Genomic DNA, 18,583 nt, shown 5'->3' on the forward strand with positions numbered 1-18,583 from the left:
ATTATGCGGTTACACATTCATCTATGCCGATGGCCTCGACAACGTGTAGCTCATATTTAACCGAGGTCAAAATGGTCTTTGAATTCTTAGGTATGACCTTGTCCACACTTTCATAGACCACGTCGCCGTTCACATCCAACCTATCTGTTGCCAGCTGCAGCTCGAAATCTTTCATATAGTCTACATACCCCAATTTTTCTATATAAAAAATGACAATGCTCTTATGTAAGGTTATTCCAAAATTGATTTCCGCGGTTTCTTCATAGGCCCATGGAGCCAAAAACTTGGCAATATCCTTTCGAAGTTCCTTGGAATAAAAGTTTGCATCCTTTCCTTTGTGGAATTTTACCTTTAGGGAAATCCTGACTTCCTGATAATCTGGATTTTCGACCAGGGCATTCACATGTAGCGTATTCAGCGAATTGATAAATTCCTGTATTTCATTTCTTTTGGCTTTGCTAATCCTTGGTTTATAACTATCAAAGACATTCTGATCTACTATATTGGGGATGACGATAACAGTCACACTTCCTGGCGCCAGTTCGGAGGTAGGGGAAGTATGTTTTAAACAATTTACTTTATAGATGTCGGAAAAATGTTCTAGAATCAGTTGTTCGTAATCGGAAATGGTGAGCGCCCGCTGCTTGTGGCGCAATCGTTCACTTACCCGTCTGTAAAAATTGTCATCGTTCTCTTTGGGCACTCCGTCTGAGGAGCTATGCGGTTGTGAAACCCCTTTTAAGGTAGCGATACGTTCAACCAATTTAGAGATGGTACCCGCTGGCAGTCCGGTCGCCAAATGGGAAACTTCATTATTATTGTTCTCAAATTCTGCCAGGGCAGCCTGGGCATTGATGCTTACCGCTTGGCAGACCGTGTCGAACTTCTTGATATTCTTGATTTTTAGCCAAAAGAAATCTCCCGGCAACCTCGTGTTATTCTTGGTCGCCTCCCTAGGAATAGATATACGGACGATACCCGATTTTAAAAGATTATCAGTACCATTGGAAATTATAAAGACTTGGTTCAAGGGTTTCCATTCCTCGTTGCTTAAGATCAACCACTCCAATTTTTCATCATCCTGAAAAGTAGCTAATCCTTCATATTCCGGATTTTCACTTCCTTCGAGTACTTGCACCAACAGCGCCACTTGTTGTAGTTGTTCCGCATTTTCGAGAGCCACATAAAGCTCGCCCTTTTCATAATTGGGAACCAACGTGCATCTTTTACCTTCCTCCTTAATGAAATCATGACTTGATTTCAAATAGGTATGCTGCTCCGATTGTCCGAAGGGGTGTTCATGAAATAGCTCTAACGATTCATCGAGGTAGTCTGCAAGATTCGTTTTGGCACTCGTGGTATCGGTATTTAAATCAAATTGTTTGCTGACCGAGGCATCATAACTAATTCGTAGGGTATCTACCAAAGGGGTATAAGGTTCATTGGGTACCAAGGCACTGACATCAAACTGTGACAATGCCACTGCATAAATTTTTGGATACAGGGCATGCAAAAACGATTGTTGTAGCGACAATCGAACAAAGCCCTTTTTTGCGGTCGCTGAAAAGTTCTCCTGCTGTACGGCATTATCGAACAACAATTGGGTACCTCCCATAATTCCCTGCTTTAAATCGAAAAAGGTATTGTCAAAAAGAACATTGATATCATTTATTATTCCTTCGGTCGTTTTCTTTGAAAACCCTTTGGTGTTTTTGGTAGAAGAGTTGCTGAACTTCGCTATCAGGGTGTGCTTTGAAGACGAAGTGTTCTTGTCTTCTTTTGGCTGTTCCACATTTAATGTTGTACGGTAGGCATTACCGTCTTTCTCAAAAAGAACCCCTTCGTTTTCCACTGTTCTCGGCTGCCAGTTTCGATTGTTCAGCGTTTCCACATTAACCTTAAAATCACTATCGTTTTCAATAATCAGACCACCATCCAAAGAATCGGAGTTTGCTGCAGTAGTGAGCGTATACGTGCTTTTACCTAAATTGGTCAAATGATTTTGGCGATAGGCATGATAATGCTTTACAATATTTTGATCAACTCCCTCATAAAATGGGGTATCTTTCCATTGAATATCGATATTTATCTTGGTCCATGGTTTGTTCAACGCTTCTTGACAGCCGATATAAAGCTTTGATCCTTTGACCGGCTGAGGACCAAATGGTAGAAATGGCTTGGAAGCATCCAGTCTGCCTAAATCGTTCTCCAAAATAAATTCCTGCATTTCCGCTACTTGAACATCAATACTGATTTTTGCAAGCTTGTGGGTTCTTAGTATATTATAGAGTGTATACCCCTCATTTTCATCTTTCGATTTAAATAAAAACCGCGCAACCGGGTTGGCAGAGTTAAAGTTTTCCAGCAACACCTCCTTATTGTAGGGAAGTACGGCGTCAAGACCCTCGGAAAGTTCCACAACCAACACCATCTTTTTATTCGACAAAGACGATTCCTCGGTCTTGACGGTCGCGGGAATCCATTCCTTTTCACCGCTAAAAAGAACTTCAAGTGCATCATCGAAAACCGCATTGGAAAAAGAGGCTTTCAGATTTGCGTCAAAATCAAACGTAAAGGTAACCGTACGTATTCCTTCCTTTAGCAACAGGATAGGGGATGCAACTGCAAAACCCAATTTGGCATTGGGAAGGTCGGGAATACTGTCTTCGCTCTCAAAATCGGGATGCCCAAAAGGCCACCACTTTATTTCACCATCGGGAAATGCCTCCCCCAGACCATTGTAAGAATTGGCTACCTCTGAATATTTCACTGCCTTGCCCTCTTCATGAAATACATTTTTTAATGCAGCTACCTTGGCCTTGTTTACGATCAGTTCTTCCCTAGTTTTATATATTCTTTTAGCACCATGACCGTCTTTCCCCCCATCCAAAGCGGTTTGTTCCACAACCCTTGCTTCCGATGCATTCTTTGCCAATTCAAAAAGCACATGTACCTTATCGGGAGTTGCCGCCTTATGGTCTAGGTTCAGTACCTTTTTATAATAGAAGTCCAAATGTTTTTTAGAAAGATTATTCAGTCGCTTTTGACTTAATTCGATAAGGTTTAGGAAGCATACGAACAGGGTCAAGTGTGGGTTTAGATCTTTATTGATTTTGGCATTGGCAAGTAATGTTGTGAGCTTATCCTTTTCCTCAAAGAACTGTTGCCAATTCTCGCCGTCTGCCGTGTTAGTCTCCGTTTTAAAATAGTTGATATTGCTCGCAAAAGCATGGGCAAAAGCCATCCAGTCTTCAATGTTTAAATCATGAAGTTTTACCGAATCAGGGTCCAAGGCAGCAATAAATCGCTGATTTTGGTCCGTTCCGTTTCTTTGAAGAAGAATGTCGCTATGGTTACAGTCTTTGGCCATTGTTCGCTTTATTGTTACTTGTTTACTGTTCCCTTTATTGCAAACAGCTCATTGAACTACACATCAGTGCCTTCCTCCCTATAAAAGGGAAATACCAAATTTGCCCTGGCATTGGTTGCCCGAATCAGATATTCGACCAGAATCAGGAATTTTCCTTCCAAATCGTCCGATTCGGAAATATCTATTTTTATCACATCGATCCGCGGCTCGAAATACAGGATGGCCGTTCTGATCAATTCTACTACATAGGTCTTTAAGGTGAGGTTCAATGGCTCGAACAACATGTCGTCTAAATTGCAACCGTATTTGGGTACCATAATACGTTCACCCAAACGTGTTGACAGTAAAATTTCCAAACTTTTCTTGATATCTACTTCGTCAGAAGTCATCACAACCGTTTTTGACTCTTTGTCAAACTCTGGGGGAAAACTCCAACCTGTTCCTAAAAATGATGTATTGTCCGCCATATCTTTATCCTATTAAAACCGTGGGTAATCCTGCCACAATGGTGCCTCCATGAGCCGTTGAATCGCCCATTCTTGCCGCTGGCATACCCCCGATCATTACTGTTCCCGATCCGACCAATATGGAATCTGGTGGACCAACACAAGTGGCCATATCACCAACCCTTGCTGCGGGCAATCCGCCAATTAGTACCGTTGGTTCGCCTGCGGGTAATATTGGACCCCCAACATGAGGGACCGTACCTGTTGTCATAGGACAAACATGCATATCGGTTATTCTTGCAGCCGGTGCTCCCATTTCTATTCTATTAATTTATTTGTACCAATGACCCTTTTACCGTCGCTGTCGCACTGGAGGACATTTCAACCCCGGCCGAACCTTCGGCCTTAAATTGGGCACTGGCCTTGATATTTACATTTGTTCCCTCAATATTTACATCACCGGTTGCCTTTATATTGATATCGCTACCGCTTTCAATCGCTATTCCGTTACTGTCAATTGTAATGGTATTTGAATTGTCATCTTCAACAACAATGCTCCCCGCATCCTCATCCAATGAGATAACCTTGCCCGCCGGGGTTTCTATTCGTATCGATTTCTTATCATCATCGAAAAGCACTTTCATTTCGCTTCTGGTAACCAATCCTTTTTCATGATTATCATCACTGGCCGTCAAAGGTGCCGGTTTGGCGCTACTATGTAACATGCCCAACACGACCGCATCATTGGGGTCATCATTTATAAAACCAATGATGACCTCATCGCCGATTTCGGGTCTAAAGAAGAAGCCTCTATTCTCACCCGCATCGAGGGATGCAATTCTGCACCAAATACCTTGCTCTTCATCATTTATAATCGGAAGCTGCACCAAAATTCGATCTTCTCCGTCCGGATCGTCCTGCAATTGGCTCACAACCCCAATTTGAAGGCCGTTTACGGCCGCCAAAAGTCCCGAGGCCGGCAATGGATTGATGTCATAGGTTTCTGAAAACCATTTGGGATTGATGCCGAATTGTGCATTAACCGTCCAATTTCCCTCAGCTATTTCATGCCGCACAGCGGTTACATATACATTCCCATTAAAACGGTCACCAACACCTTCAAGCTTTAAAACAACACCAGGTTTTACCGCGGGAATCCCTTGAAATTTAACCCGTCCCCGAATTTTCGCCAATTGTTGGAAGAACAGTTTTGCATCGGCCCAATCTTGAAGTTCCACATCACTGACTGCACCGCCATGGCGTAGCTCTAGATTATCCAAGCCTATGGTTTCAGAAAGATCGGATGGTGAGAGATTTCCATTCAGCGAAATGGCCGGGTCATTGGCCTCGATTTCCAAAAGTTCTTGATCCGCATGGTTCCAAGCGTAGGACGATACTTTACTGAATTGGTCTCGAGCGTCGATTTCTGCATCGAAATCTAGCATGGTCGCTCCAAAAGCCACCGTTTCGACAGACTCCTGCGATATGTCTGGTTTTTTTAGGGTAACCTTTCCATCCTCTAAAAAACATAACTTTCCATTTGCTTGGGCCCGTGATATCAGAAAGTCCCAATCGGAAGTATGGTACTGCACCAATTCCTTATGTGTAAAATTGGTAGCTTCCACATCCTTGTCGAGACCATACGTGTCAATAATCGATTCGAAAATATCACTGTCGGAGAGTTCATAAAAATATTTGCTCTTCCGGCCCACGGTCATTTTTACTGCTTCATCTTTGCATTCAACAATCAATAAGGTAGAATTGTTTCTTATCTTAAGGCTATGGGTGATTACGATACCCTTAAAAATTATCTCCTCGTCAGAGTGATATCCAACAGAGATTTCAATCTGCTTGCCCGGGATGAGCAATTCTTCGTTGCTCAACTTAAAATCTTGTTTTGATGCTTCTCCATCCAACAGTATCAATGTTGCAGTAGAAATTCTATTTACCTCCTTTTCCACCAAAATTTGTTTCACTTGGTGCTTTTTTGAAAGTTCTTCGCCCTCCACAAGAATCTTATGGGTAACGAGGTCTGCATTTTTTGCCGTATTTATTACTCTGCTGTTGTTCATACTATGGGTTTGTCTTGGCTATGGGCGGGAAGGAAATACGTGTCCCCGCTTTTAATTTTCTAAAATTGCCGATGTTGTTTACTCGGGCCACCTCTAAATAATACTTGGAATCACCATAAATTCTATGGGACATCAATGGAAGCGTATCCCCTTCCTCCACAATTCTGAGATGCGTAAGATCGGGGGATTGGTTGTTTTCCATGGCTACCCGAAGGTCATCTTCCACAAAGCCTTGAAATTTGGCTTTGGCCACTGCCCTCAACGGGGCTCCGTTAGGCTTAAAAAGCTTGAATTCAATGTCCATTTCCTTAAGACTGCCTTTAAAGAGCAAAGTTCCCCATGAGATAATCACATAGTAAGGCTTGTGCTCTTCGCCACTATAGTCAAGCACAACTTTTTTGAATTTTTCTATATCTTCTATAATTCCTTCTTCATCTGAAGAAACCTGGGGTATAACACCAGTACGGTCGAACAAAAATTCCAGTTCAAGGTCCTCGGGTAATTTTTTGTTAAATTTTGGCGAAAGATCGCTGGTGCCGGATGCCTGATCGTTGTTTGACTCAATCGCATATTTAAAAGTATACTTTTCGGGATTCAACAAAGTGTTGAACTCCCCATCGTCAGCCTTGTCGTTAAACTCTGGGTCTTTGTATGCTACAATCTTTAATTTTGTTAGTTGTGCGTCGTTGGCCATAGTCACTGTCTATTATCGTTCCTTTTGTTTCTCGATCAATGTCATTACTTGCTCCACGGTGGTTTCAACAACCGCTTGTTGGTCTCCTCCAGTTTGTTTTTTTTTCGATGGGGTACTACCCTCCCCATCAACATTTATCTTAATATGTAGCTCCTTTATTTCTATCGCCATAGTTATATGATTGTAAAATAATTATATACCAATTCTATCGACTCTATGACCAGTTTACTCTCTTGGGCATTAAGGTCTTCCACTGACCATTTTACCGGGTAAGCACCAACAATATTCCAAGTTTTTAATGGACTATGATTTTCGTTCAATAAGTCAATAGTGATGTTCGCAGGTTCAAAAACAAAGTTTTCAATAGCATTTTGGCACCATGCAATCACCTCTGAATCGAGTAACATTCCCCGTTTTAAGACTAAATTTGGAAACTTGGTTTTAACTGGTAACTTATGTTTAAACCTGTTCTCTCCTCCCTCTGCATAGTCCTCGGTCTCAATATCCACAGAAAGACCGGACACCGATTGAAATCGGTAGTCTTTATCATTTTGCGATACCCCATCAAAGTTTACTTTAAAATGAAACCCGACGGGCGGATAATAGTTGACCGACATTAATCTGCTAATTGAAGTTTTTCATGTGCAAACTCTGCCGTTTCAATGGCTATTTCATTACCATCGGCCTTTAAATCAGTAGACTGGATTTTTAGCACCCACGCATTGGCAGCCATCCAAGTGACAACAGGTTCGTGGGCCTCATCTAACATGCTAATGGTCATGTCTCCTCTAAACTGCTCCCCTTCCTCTTGAAAAAATACCGTTTTCTTCCACTCATCGAAGAATTGATTTTTTGAATTCTTAAATGTGCCCCGCTTTAGGGTGATGTTACTATATTTCTTTAATCCCGGTTGTTTGGTCTTATGGTACTCTTTGTCAAGACCTCCTCTATATTCTATGATTTCAGTTTCAAAATCCAGTCCGGATACTTCGGTACAGTTAAATTCTGCGTCACCAAAAGTTACTTTGAAATGAAACTTTGGTAATGGGTAATTACTTGCTGCCATGATGCTGTTTTTAGATTATTAATTGAACTCTTTTGATTATGCCTCCTGCATTTTGTGGGAGAACTTTAAGATGATAAACTCAGCTGGTCGTACGGCGGCCATACCAATTTCTACAATCATCTTACCTTCTAATATGTCTTGAGCGGTCATCGTTTCACCAAGTCCTATTTTGACATAATAAGCACTTTCAGGAGTTGGACCGGCCAATGCACCAGCTTTCCACTGCAGGTTTAAGAAATTGGTAATCATAGCCTTTACTTTAGTCCATGTGTTGGCGTCATTCGGTTCAAAAACAAATTGTTCTGTTGCTTTCTGCACCGATTCCTCAACCATATTGAAGAAACGCCTTACCGGCACATAGCGCCATTCGTTATCATTACCTGCTAGTGTTCTAGCACCCCAGACCAATGTTCCCTTTCCCGTAAAAGTTCTTATGGCATTAATTGATTTGCCTGCCTGGGTATCTACATTGAGGCGGTCTTGAATATCATTGGTGATTTTCTTACTGGGTTTTACGATATACTTAACCGAAACATTGGCGGGTGCCTTCCAAACGCCTCGGGAGCTATCTACTCTGGCATATATACCTGCCATGGTAGTTGAAGGCGGTAATCGAAGGGGCAGATTGTTGATAGCCGTTTTGATATTGTTGTAGGTGGCACTGTCGGTGCTTTTAATGGCACTTAGAATAAGACCATCCAAGGAACCAGCATCTGGATCCACTACGGCCGCATTGGTAATGGCGTCAATAATCGGGCTATCGATTAAATCTACAACGACCTGAATCGTGGCATCGACCGTAGTCAATGCAGCAACCGCTGCGGTAGATTCTGTTTTTACCGCTGTTCCCCCTGTTGCACTTTCAATAGTCGTCACATTTTCATTTAGCGTAGTGAGCAAGGTGTCTATCGCCGATCCGGTCTCGACAGCGGCCGCCAAATCATTAGCGGCGGTTGTTGCCGCTGCTGAAACCGTGGGGTCTTCATTAGCATTGTTAGCGGCCGTATTTGTATTCGCAACGATATTGGTGGCGTCATCAACTACCGAGGTCAATGCATCGATAATAGGCTGTAAGGCATCTGTAATGGTAGAGGCGTTGGTCAGGGCATCAGGCGCAGTCATTGGTTGTAAAGCAGTATCGGCGGTAGTAAGGTCGGTCACTAAAGCACCCATACCACCTTGTGTGTCAGTGATGTTGGCCAAAGAGTCATTGACATCAGACAACAGTGCGGGTTCATCTGTATTGTGCGTAATCTGAAGACTGTTCTCATCATAATGATAATCAAGAATGGTATCTAGATGTGGGAAATAAACCGCACCGTACTTTATCTCTTCCACATCGGAACTGATGACATTTCTGACACCTTCAGGGTCGTTCATTTCGACATCTTCGTCATCGGTATAAGTGTCAATGATGGTAAATCTGTCTTGTAGTTTCTTGCATTGGGCCAAACCGTTGTTATAAAGATTATAAAAATCAGAATGATTGGCCAAAGACGTTGCATCGGGAAATACCAACAGAGTAGGTTCGTCTTCCTTTTCCAAGGCTATCAATCCATCACTTAGATCATTAAACTGCACTGGATCGACCGAATTATTGGCTAAGGCATCGGTATAGGTATTTACCGATACGATAAAACATGGGCCGCCCCCGTTGGCAAAGTACATCTGCATGCCATAATACATCAAAAAGGGTGATTTCTCGGCTGTGGCCGGCTCGGTGACTTTAATTGATTTTTCTCCTAAAACCTCAGTGATAGTAATGCCCAATGCAGTTTCCTTTTTAGGAAAACCGAAATGTACCTCATATTCCAGCATCGAGGTAATTCGCTTGGGAACAAGGTGCAATGTATCGGTAAGGTCTTCTTCTTTTTCCTTAGCTTTCTCGGTGTACCCTATAAAAGCCGGAATTGCCGTCTCTACTTGGGCCACCGAAGGTGGAAACTTCGATATCTCCTCAATGTAGACTCCAGGTGTTCTGTACGCTGCCATAATTCTTGTTTTTAGATTAAATTGTTATTTCAAATAAATATGTCTGAATAATAATTGCTGTCTTCCTTTTTGATAAGGTTGACCTTGGGGTTCGGGAAATGATGCTCTTCCACCGGTTCGGGATTGAAATCAGCCGACTCGATCTGAACAAAGCCATTCTTGACCAATGGTTTTGTATCAGCCGTAATCAGTGGCGCATCATCAAAATCTCCATTGTATCTCCAAAATGTTCGCCTATTCTTAAAACTTAGCGTAAACTTCAAGGGTGAATTCCACACATATTGTTTAATGTTCCCTGGATCGCTCTCGTCGAACTCTAATAGATTATGGTCATTGCTCCCTTTCACTGTCACCCGTACAAAAGCGATCAAGCCTTTGTTTTTCTGACTTTTGATATATTCTTCCAATAGTGCAACATTACCAGGATCATCTATACTTGTTTTATCGATGTGTGCTATGGAAAACCTATCGCGATGTGAATTGAAAAATTCATCTTCCGAAACTATAGTATGTACAATTTGTCTAGCTCCCTCTTCGGTCAAGAGAAAATCAGGATCTGCACTCACATCGGAAGAAAAAATATTAGCAAAGTCAGATGCTTCGGAATCAGGCTTCAAGTTGGAAAATAAATAAAGCCCATTATCGGCCTTTGAAGTGATTTGGGTGTAGTTTTCAAAGTGTGGGTCGGTAATATACAACCCAAAAGTCAGTGTCAAATCATTAGGCAATTCAATTATTGGGGTATATTGTACTGAGTCTGATCCAGTTTCCTCTATCGCTTTGGCAACAATTCTAAACCCTTGCGAGTGTGGTTTTAGCACTAAGCGATATCTGTTGATATTATGTTGTGTCGACCGACTAGGAACAAACTTCAGAAAATCGGAAACCCTGTAGGCTCGTAGACGTTTCACCTGTTCTTCAGCCGACATATCTAAAAACAAATTCTCCCCTTTGTCTAAAAAATAGGCATGATGCAAAATAAGATTGAAGAGCGAACGATATATCATGATTCGATATTTTTAAGTTGATTGTCAATTTCAGTAATCAAACTGCCGCTCTCGACTATCACATCGTTTCGTTCTAACTCAATAAGTGAAATTTTATATAGTACCGATGGATATTGTTTTCCTCCCAAAGTGCCCCAAATAAAATTAAGCTCCTCAAATGTGGGGGTGTACAAAGCAATGCTAAATCTAAAATCACCCACATCCAACATTTCGCCTTCCCTGAGAAAGTTCGAATTGGCCTGGGTAAACACATTCTTTCCCTGAAAAAATTCAATGATTTTTGAAATCCCCTTTAAAGCTTCAATATAAATTGAATTTGTGGCGCTAAAAAGAACATAGAGATTCAGGTTGACACGGTGGTTTTTATATTCGACTGTCGTTCCATTCGTATAGTTGTTCGGAATGTTTTTCATCGCAAACTCTTCTTGCATATTGAGAAGAGATAGTACAATGTCAGTAGCGGTATTTTGATTATCACTCCCATCTGAGTCCATCACCGTAGCAATGTTTTCCAAAGAAACCGGGTTCCCTTCAAAGTAACTATTCACTTCTTCAGTAATGACCTGTAAAACTTTGTAAATCATAGCGCTATTTATAAGGTACCAACAATAAAGTTCACTATGGCTTCTGTGTATTCATACAACATCAACCAAAAAAAAAGGACGGATTCGGGGAATTCTACGTCGATTTATTATCTAAAATGAGCGGGCCAAATCAAATTGCATCGAGGGAGTATGCTGTCATGTCATGACGGTGCATTGCAATTTTTCTTAATGTAGATTCTGTCTTAGGAGGAGTGGACAGGAGTAAAATTGGGATGGATTAAAAATAGCTAATCTTATAAAATTCTTTAACAAACATGTATAGATGGCATAAAATCCTGTATAAGCCGTGTCTGAAAATGCTTTTCGGGGAAATACCAAACCTATAAAAACAGGGCAAAATTGCAGACTATCCCTAGATGAGCTATAAACAAATTAAGGGAAGAACACTTCAACCCTTTGTAGGCATTCTAGTACCGCAAAGAAATACGTTTATAGATCAAAAAAGCATTTGAACGAAATCGACATCAACTCACCGAATATCCATTCCTTTTATAGAAGAAAAATCTTACATTTTCAATTTTCCCGTTTTATAAAAAAACCATGTTATGGATAAGAAAACTACCTACTCTTACTTTATTTACATTTTTTGCACGTTTTGCTTTCTATGGTCATTGTATATGCTGGTGTCTAGAATATAATTCATTAATCGCCCTGTATAAATTAAGGATGCTTTCCGCCAGCTTCCAAGCGTTGTGGTGTTAGATAATATTGCCACATTATCAACCCTATCTTTTAGGTGTACTTTTTTGTATTTGTACATTGTCTATTGACTGATTTATTCGAAAATTATTGTAATTTCTACGCTAAATCTCAAAGTCATGAAAAACCAAAGACGTGTATTTCTACAAAAATCTGGAATTGTTGCCGCAGTATCCGCTTTTTCACCGCATGTGCTGTTGTCGGCCACCAGGCCCAAAAAAGAAAAGTTGGGCGTTGCGCTAGTGGGTTTAGGGTATTATAGTACCGACCTACTTGCCCCTGCCTTACAATTGACCAAAAATTGTGAACTCAAGGGAATTGTCACTGGAAGCCCTGAAAAAATTCCGGTATGGAAGGAGAAATACGGCATTGCCGATAAAAACATCTACAATTATCAAAATTTTGACACTATTGCCAATAACGCTGATATCGATGTCATCTACGTAGTTCTCCCTCCCTCTATGCACGCCGAATATACTGTACGTGGTGCTAATGCGGGCAAGCATATTTGGTGCGAAAAACCAATGGCCCCTTCCGTTGCCGATTGTGAGGCTATGATAAAGGCGTGTAATGATAATAAAGTGAAACTCGCTATAGGTTACCGATGCCAGCACGACCCAAATATTCAAGCTTATATGAAGGTGGGGAAAGAAAAACCCTTTGGAAAAGTTAAAATGATTACTTCGGCCGCTGGATATTTTGACGGAAGAACCGACCATTGGAAACAAAAAAAGAACTTAGGTGGTGGCGCGATGGGTGATATGGGTGTTTATGCATTGCAAGGTGCTCGATTAGCTACCGGGGAAGAACCTATTTCTGTGCTCGCACAAGCTTCAACGACCCGTCCGGAAGTCTATCATGAAGTTGAGGAAACTATGATGTTTCAACTCGAATTTCCTAGCGGTGCCCGGGCCTCGTGTCAGACCAGTTTTGGTATTCGAATGAATCACCTTCAGGTCAATTATGAAAAAGGGTGGCTTAAAATGGAGCCACATTCCTCCTATAGAGGCAATAAAGGAAGCATGTCAAACGGCACCGAAATCAATTTTTCTATCGAAAGTCAGCAAGCCAAGCAAATGGATGAAGATGCAGCTGCCCTAATGAATAAAACTGATTTACTCGTTCCCGGAGAGGAAGGGTTGCGCGACATTCGCGTGGTAGAAGCAATTTATAAATCTGCGAATGCCAATTGTATTGTAAAAATATAATACTCTTACTCAAAAGTATTCGATGACAAGAATAACCGATACCCCTCTCGCATCAGATTACCCTTACTACTTCTTATCGTTTACCCATTAATCATTAAAAAAATAAATGACCCAACATACGTTAACCTCTCACCCAAAAATCAACTTCAAATTAGTTTTTCTTCTGTTCATTATAGGAAATTCATTGGTCACCGCACAAACGGATATTGAGCGCATCAAGGAAAGAATTGTTCTCAGACTAATGGAGTCTTATAGCACAGATAAACAAATCGAATCGGTAATCACTACTTTTCGAGAGGATGGAACTTGGCCTAATATTGACTATGATGACGTTTCTCGTGAGGGATTTCTACATCGTATTCATGCCAGCAATATGTTATCATTGGCAAAGGCCTATAAAACCGAAAACTCAAAATTTTATAAGAGCAAACGGGTCAAGGAAATTATAGAAAAAGCATTGAAAAATTGGGTAGACAACGATTACATCTGTGATAATTGGTGGTATAACCAAATTGGGATCCCAAACATTCTGGTCGCCTTAATGCTGGTCATCGGTGAGGAATTGCCTCCTACGCTGGTCGAAAAGACACAACCTTTAATCGGTAGGGCCAATATTGATGCACAAGGTGCCCGACCTGGGGGAGACCGTATCAAAATTGCTGGCATTGAAGCGAAAAACATGCTTTTCTTAAATAATAACACGCAATTCGATGTAGTTATCAAGGTAATCGAAAATGAAATAAAAAACGTCGAATGGATCGGTATGAAATATGGTTATGGTTTCCGTCATGACCCGGGGGGATTTGAAAATCGGTCCGCCGGTGGACGTGGAATTCAGTATGACAACAGTTTTCATCACCGTCAAGATGGGGTGAACAATACCCTATCTTATGGTTTGAGTTATGCCAGTGCTTTTGTGGAATGGGCCGTCTATACCGCTGACACCGAATATAGCTTTTCCGATGAAAAACTAGCACACTTGATCGACTACTTTTTAGATGGTATCTGTAAAACGGCTGTTTTTGGGAAGTATCCCGATGCCGGCGCCAAAAATCGTAGTATGAGTCGCGAAGGTTCACTTCACCCCTATGGTTCTGCTATGGCCAAAGGGTTATTGCTTACATCATCCTATAGAAAAAAAGAACTTCAGGAAATCATTGCTATCAGGGACAAAGGAATAAAACCTACTACCTCACATGCAACATTTTATAGGCATTCAGAGCATTTTTCTTTTCAGCGTCCAGATTTTTTCACTTCCATTAGAATGTATTCCACCCGTAACCATAATATGGAGAGCCCTTATAATAGTGAAGGGTTATTGAACCATTACCGAGGAGATGGAACAAACCATATTTCGCGTACGGGAGATGAGTATTTCGATATTTGGCCCGTTTATGATTATCAAAAAATACCGGGTGCGACCATCGTTCAAAAACAAGAAATGCAAGCCCCTGAACAAATTAAGAAACGAGGATCTACCGAATTTGTCGGAGCAGTTACCGATGGTGAATATGCTGCTGTTGCATTTGATTTTGAAAGTCAGCACGATACGCTCGCCGCACGAAAGTCATGGTTCTTTTTCGATGAGGAGTATGTGGCCTTGGGCGCAGGTATTTCGTATGAAAATAAGGTCGGAGTAGCGACAACACTAAATCAATGCTTACTTCGTGACGATGTGACTGTTTCAATGAACAACATGCCAACGGTCATTAAAAAAAATGACAGAGCCTATGAAAACATAGACTGGGTGTTCCAAGACAAAATTGGCTATGTTTTTCCGAAACCGACCAAGGTGCATATAAAAAACAATGAGGCTACTGGATCATGGTGGAAAATCAACAAACAGGCCGATTCCCCGAAAGGTGAAGTAAAACTTGATGTTTTTAAGCTGTGGCTTGACCATGGGGTCAGACCGTCCGATGCATCATATGCGTATATTGTAGTGCCGGCTACCTCGATTGAAAAATTAAAACAAAACAGTTCTAAAAATCGAATTACCATAGTTTCAAATACGCCGGAAATACAGGCCGTCAGAAATTCCGGACTGAACATTTTCCAAGCCGTTTTCTATAAGGCCGGCGCCGTTGCCATCAATAAAGATTTACGGTTAGCAGCAGATAGCCCGGGAATCGTGATGATCAAGACCGACCCGAATGGCGTGAATGCCATTTCAGTTTCAGATCCCAACCGCGAATTGGGTAAGATGCATATTTCTATTTCCAGGAAGGTAAAAAAGCAAGGCGAAAATTTCAAAACAACTTGGAATAAAAAGGAAGAAATAACGGAAATAGCAATTGATTTGCCTCAAGGTGTCGATGCCGGTAAAAGCGTGACCATAGAATTATAGCACGTATGAAATTCTTCGGTAAGAAGAACTTATTGCTGTTTAAATAAAATCCTATAATCAAAAAAGCGCGACCGAATTGGACCGCGCTTTTTTGACTTTGTAGTTCTACGAACTAAAAATTCAGCCTACCGTAACCTACGTTACCCGTACTGTAATAGTCCCAACCACTCGATGTCGAATTATCCAACCATACCTCGGGATCAGAGATAATATGGGTGCCTCCCGATGCGGTTGCGGTTTGATCGCTAGTATACACATGTATGTCAAAATAGCGAACATACCAACCGTCGGTACCACCCAAAGCCAAAGTTGCACTTTCGGCTTCTAACCAACCTATTGATGGATTCTGAATGGGTGACTTAAAAAGATAGGTACCCCAACCTCCTTCATGGTCATTATACGGCCAAGCATGATCCAACTTCATCCAGCTTAAATGCCGATGCCCCCGATCAGTCAAAAAATTCACCCTTGCCCAAACGCTGCCGTCGGTATCATTGTGAGATTGTGTACCCGTATAGGTTTGTACCTTGTAATACCATTCGGTACTTTTATCAGCTTTTCCATTCTCTTTGATATACTTTGCTACGGCTAAATCAAATGAAGCCTCTACTTCTTCCCTACTCATAGAAGCATCATACTGCATTTGCAATACTGGCGATAATGCATCAGAAGTGTCCTCAGTTACCGAATCATTGTTGCCCGTAGTACTGGTAAATCCCTCCTCTTGATTTTCCTTTTCCGGTAAATCGATTGCCCCTTCCGATTTTTCACATGCTACAACAAAAAGGCTTCCTACCAATAAGATGGCGAATGTTTTAAAAATATTTATACGTTTCATTTTTCTAAAATTTAAAGATTAAAATTGATTTTTTTATTTGATCGACAGGAAGAAAAATCCGCTAGCAAGAATTCTGTATCTATTCAAATAGTATAAAACAAATGTAAATAATGGACTACAAAATTTAAGGCGATAATGTATAAATGGTCCGTGCTGGCGTGTTTGTTGCTGAAACAGTGTTTTAACAGGTATTTTCCTAATAATATTTACAATTTCACTAGGAAAACCGTATATACAACAGAAGCAAAATCCAATTTAACACTTTATTTTCAGTAGGTTATAAAATAAATACCATACACCTCTACGACTGTAAATTCATCTTAAACATTAATCAAAATAATGTACTATAAAAAACAATGCCCATTTAAAATCGAACGTTGACCACAAAAGTCACCCCCTTTACCACATATTTTTCCTATTTCAAGAAAGTTGGCTTTTCTTACACTCCCAAATCTTACATAAACTAAACCTGCTCCTATGTGCAAGAAATCATTATTATCGGTTATTTTTCTACTTACCATTGTATTTGTATCGGCGAACTGTGACAACACTTATTCTTCTGCCTCGTATGTTTTAAGTCATACTAAAAAATCAATGAGTTCCAACAATTTTGAACATCAAAAATACTACGCCACTAGGGCACTGGAAGCATTGGAGAAAACTCAAAAATTGGCCGAAACATGCGGATGCGAACCAGCATTGGAAGCTATTGCCAATGGGCTGGATAATCTAGAAAAGGCAGTTGACCAAGATGATTGGGATATGGGGCGTCATTACACAAAAAAAGCACTGGAAAACACTCAAGATGTAATCAACCAGTTAGACCTCTTTACCCAAAACAACCCAGATAAAGAAAATGATTCCAATAGCCCAGCAATAGAACCTACACCTGAAGCGACGGCTTTGCAGGTTGAATTAAAGGCTCTTAAAAAGAAGCAACTTCAACTGGCGGAAGAGCAAAAAAACCTACTAAAAAGAAGGAAGGTTCTTGAAGAAAAGATAGATATTATAGCCGGGTTTTAATATAAGTAGGGTTCTTGCCCCAATAGTTCATGCATACTGATATTTTAAAAGAATGAAAAATTCGAGCATGCTATTCAAACAAACATTATAGCCGAAGAATCTCATCTTAAAAATAACTTTCCATTAGTCGACTTACTACGACCTAGCAACTTGATTTTCTTATTAAAAAGGGGTCATATAAGCCTTTAATATGTTAAATATTAAAACTTTCTGGCTCATTTCTCTTGTAATAAATACATTTATTATATTTGCGTAAGAAATTAAATGTTAATAAAAAGATATTATTTGTGAATAACAACCATCTGTAAAACAATCTTATAGCGAAAACTTTTCTAGTTTAAGGTTAATATAAACCTTAAATATTTTTATTATGAAAGTTTCAAAACTTGTTTTACTTACTTTGATTGGTGTATTCACAATGGGTTTAACATCGTGCGTTGATAATACGGCACAAGACGACCAGCTTTATCAGGATGCAATTAGAAAAGACGAAATCAAAGACCAAGACGTGGACTAAAACGTCAACAAAGCACTTATGGGTGGCAGTGGGAATTATTTTAGTCTCATTGCTGCCCTATTTGCATAATCTTTTTCCAAACCTACCCGAAGGTGGAGTTTTGGGCTACTCTAGTTGGAATGCTTTTTTGTGGTCGACCGGTATGTATCTCTCCATTCATATTGCTTGGTTGATAGCCTACAAACTCGCAATAGGCAAACCTTACCGTTTCGCTTTGCTTATACCTGTTTTTTTAAGTCTTTATCAACTCGTCATCATTTTTACAAATCAAAAAAGTTCCGCTGTTCTAAATGGCATAAGCATAAAATTGGGTCTGGTAGTGATTCTTAGTATTTTATTGATTATTAACTTTTTTAAAAACAATACCAATGAAGGAATATAATGGCACACGGGTCAGTTTTTTGACCCAAGCGGGTAAACGTTTGGTAAGCATGACACAAAAAATAAATGCCATAATATCTCTTATAAACAATCAAGACTCGTTCGCCTACGACTTCACCGATGCGGTCGAACGTTTTCAATCTAAAAATTATAGTGATTTAGAAGGTTTTTGCTGTGACGAAACCCTGTCTTATCACTTACTACTCAAAGACCGTTCAGAAGACACTCCAGAAAACAGGGAGATGTATTATCTGGCGCTACGAAACCACCTTTTAAGTTTGGGGAATATTCATCTGGCCAAGGATTATTAAGTTTCAG

Annotated in this window: 17 protein-coding genes; 5 read left to right on the plus strand and 12 right to left on the minus strand. The window is 40.5% G+C overall.

Annotation, left to right across the window (positions count from 1 at the left end; translation table 11 throughout):
• Window position 1: 1 nt before the first annotated feature.
• From AACZ88_RS01820 to AACZ88_RS01870, 11 genes are read right to left on the minus strand one after another with little or no spacing between them, the layout of a single operon-like run.
• Window positions 2-3,370 (minus strand): baseplate J/gp47 family protein, encoded by a 3,369-nt coding sequence (locus tag AACZ88_RS01820; protein WP_339705327.1) that lies wholly within the window; start codon window positions 3,368-3,370, stop codon window positions 2-4.
• Window positions 3,371-3,426: 56 nt separating this feature from the next.
• Window positions 3,427-3,837: a GPW/gp25 family protein gene (locus AACZ88_RS01825; protein WP_339705330.1), complete on the minus strand. Its 411-nt coding sequence runs from the start codon at window positions 3,835-3,837 to the stop codon at window positions 3,427-3,429.
• Between the two features lie 4 nt (window positions 3,838-3,841).
• Window positions 3,842-4,132 (minus strand): PAAR domain-containing protein, encoded by a 291-nt coding sequence (locus AACZ88_RS01830; protein WP_339705333.1) that lies wholly within the window; start codon window positions 4,130-4,132, stop codon window positions 3,842-3,844.
• A gap of 10 nt (window positions 4,133-4,142) precedes the next feature.
• Window positions 4,143-5,888 (minus strand): type VI secretion system tip protein VgrG, encoded by a 1,746-nt coding sequence (gene vgrG, locus AACZ88_RS01835; RefSeq protein WP_339705335.1) that lies wholly within the window; start codon window positions 5,886-5,888, stop codon window positions 4,143-4,145.
• 1 nt (window position 5,889) lies between these two features.
• Window positions 5,890-6,582, minus strand: a complete 693-nt coding sequence (locus tag AACZ88_RS01840) for a LysM peptidoglycan-binding domain-containing protein (RefSeq protein ID WP_339705337.1) — start codon at window positions 6,580-6,582, stop codon at window positions 5,890-5,892.
• 12 nt (window positions 6,583-6,594) lie between these two features.
• Window positions 6,595-6,753, minus strand: coding sequence for a DUF5908 family protein (locus tag AACZ88_RS01845; RefSeq protein WP_339705340.1), 159 nt, complete (start codon window positions 6,751-6,753; stop codon window positions 6,595-6,597).
• A 2-nt stretch (window positions 6,754-6,755) separates the two neighbouring features.
• Entirely contained in the window at window positions 6,756-7,199 is a 444-nt protein-coding gene (locus AACZ88_RS01850; protein ID WP_339705343.1) for a phage tail protein, read from the minus strand.
• Complete coding sequence (locus tag AACZ88_RS01855) at window positions 7,199-7,648, minus strand: phage tail protein (protein ID WP_339705346.1); 450 nt, start codon at window positions 7,646-7,648, stop codon at window positions 7,199-7,201. The genes AACZ88_RS01850 and AACZ88_RS01855 overlap by 1 nt, the downstream gene beginning before the upstream one ends.
• A gap of 36 nt (window positions 7,649-7,684) precedes the next feature.
• Window positions 7,685-9,640: a phage tail sheath C-terminal domain-containing protein gene (locus tag AACZ88_RS01860; protein WP_339705349.1), complete on the minus strand. Its 1,956-nt coding sequence runs from the start codon at window positions 9,638-9,640 to the stop codon at window positions 7,685-7,687.
• Window positions 9,641-9,669: 29 nt separating this feature from the next.
• Window positions 9,670-10,647 (minus strand): hypothetical protein, encoded by a 978-nt coding sequence (locus tag AACZ88_RS01865; protein ID WP_339705352.1) that lies wholly within the window; start codon window positions 10,645-10,647, stop codon window positions 9,670-9,672.
• Window positions 10,644-11,231 (minus strand): DUF4255 domain-containing protein, encoded by a 588-nt coding sequence (locus tag AACZ88_RS01870; protein WP_339705355.1) that lies wholly within the window; start codon window positions 11,229-11,231, stop codon window positions 10,644-10,646. Before AACZ88_RS01870 ends, AACZ88_RS01865 begins: the two co-directional genes overlap by 4 nt.
• A gap of 839 nt (window positions 11,232-12,070) precedes the next feature.
• On the opposite strand from AACZ88_RS01870, the gene AACZ88_RS01875 reads away from it, so the two are divergent.
• Both AACZ88_RS01875 and AACZ88_RS01880 read left to right on the plus strand, forming a co-directional pair.
• Window positions 12,071-13,159, plus strand: coding sequence for a Gfo/Idh/MocA family oxidoreductase (locus tag AACZ88_RS01875; RefSeq protein WP_339705358.1), 1,089 nt, complete (start codon window positions 12,071-12,073; stop codon window positions 13,157-13,159).
• 106 nt (window positions 13,160-13,265) lie between these two features.
• A complete protein-coding gene (locus AACZ88_RS01880) occupies window positions 13,266-15,506 on the plus strand; it encodes a polysaccharide lyase family 8 super-sandwich domain-containing protein (protein WP_339705361.1) in 2,241 nt (746 codons plus the stop codon).
• A 112-nt stretch (window positions 15,507-15,618) separates the two neighbouring features.
• Here AACZ88_RS01880 and AACZ88_RS01885 read toward each other — a convergent pair whose 3' ends face one another.
• The gene (locus AACZ88_RS01885) at window positions 15,619-16,344 is read right to left on the minus strand and encodes a hypothetical protein (RefSeq protein WP_339705364.1); all 726 of its coding nucleotides are present in this window, start codon (window positions 16,342-16,344) and stop codon (window positions 15,619-15,621) included.
• A gap of 477 nt (window positions 16,345-16,821) precedes the next feature.
• Here AACZ88_RS01885 and AACZ88_RS01890 point away from each other — a divergent pair, with 477 nt between their 5' ends.
• The 3 genes from AACZ88_RS01890 to AACZ88_RS01900 all read left to right on the plus strand — a co-directional run bounded on the left by AACZ88_RS01890 (window position 16,822) and on the right by AACZ88_RS01900 (window position 18,576).
• On the plus strand, window positions 16,822-17,367 hold the full coding sequence (locus AACZ88_RS01890) for a hypothetical protein (RefSeq protein WP_339705367.1): 546 nt from the start codon (window positions 16,822-16,824) through the stop codon (window positions 17,365-17,367).
• Between the two features lie 473 nt (window positions 17,368-17,840).
• Window positions 17,841-18,266 carry a hypothetical protein gene (locus tag AACZ88_RS01895; protein WP_339705369.1) on the plus strand — a complete coding sequence of 142 codons (426 nt, stop codon included), beginning with the start codon at window positions 17,841-17,843 and terminating at the stop codon, window positions 18,264-18,266.
• Window positions 18,253-18,576, plus strand: coding sequence for a hypothetical protein (locus AACZ88_RS01900; protein WP_339705371.1), 324 nt, complete (start codon window positions 18,253-18,255; stop codon window positions 18,574-18,576). The genes AACZ88_RS01895 and AACZ88_RS01900 overlap by 14 nt, the downstream gene beginning before the upstream one ends.
• Window positions 18,577-18,583 lie beyond the last annotated feature (7 nt).

It is taken from the genome of uncultured Kriegella sp. (assembly GCF_963975415.1).
In the GTDB taxonomy this organism is placed as follows: domain Bacteria; phylum Bacteroidota; class Bacteroidia; order Flavobacteriales; family Flavobacteriaceae; genus Kriegella.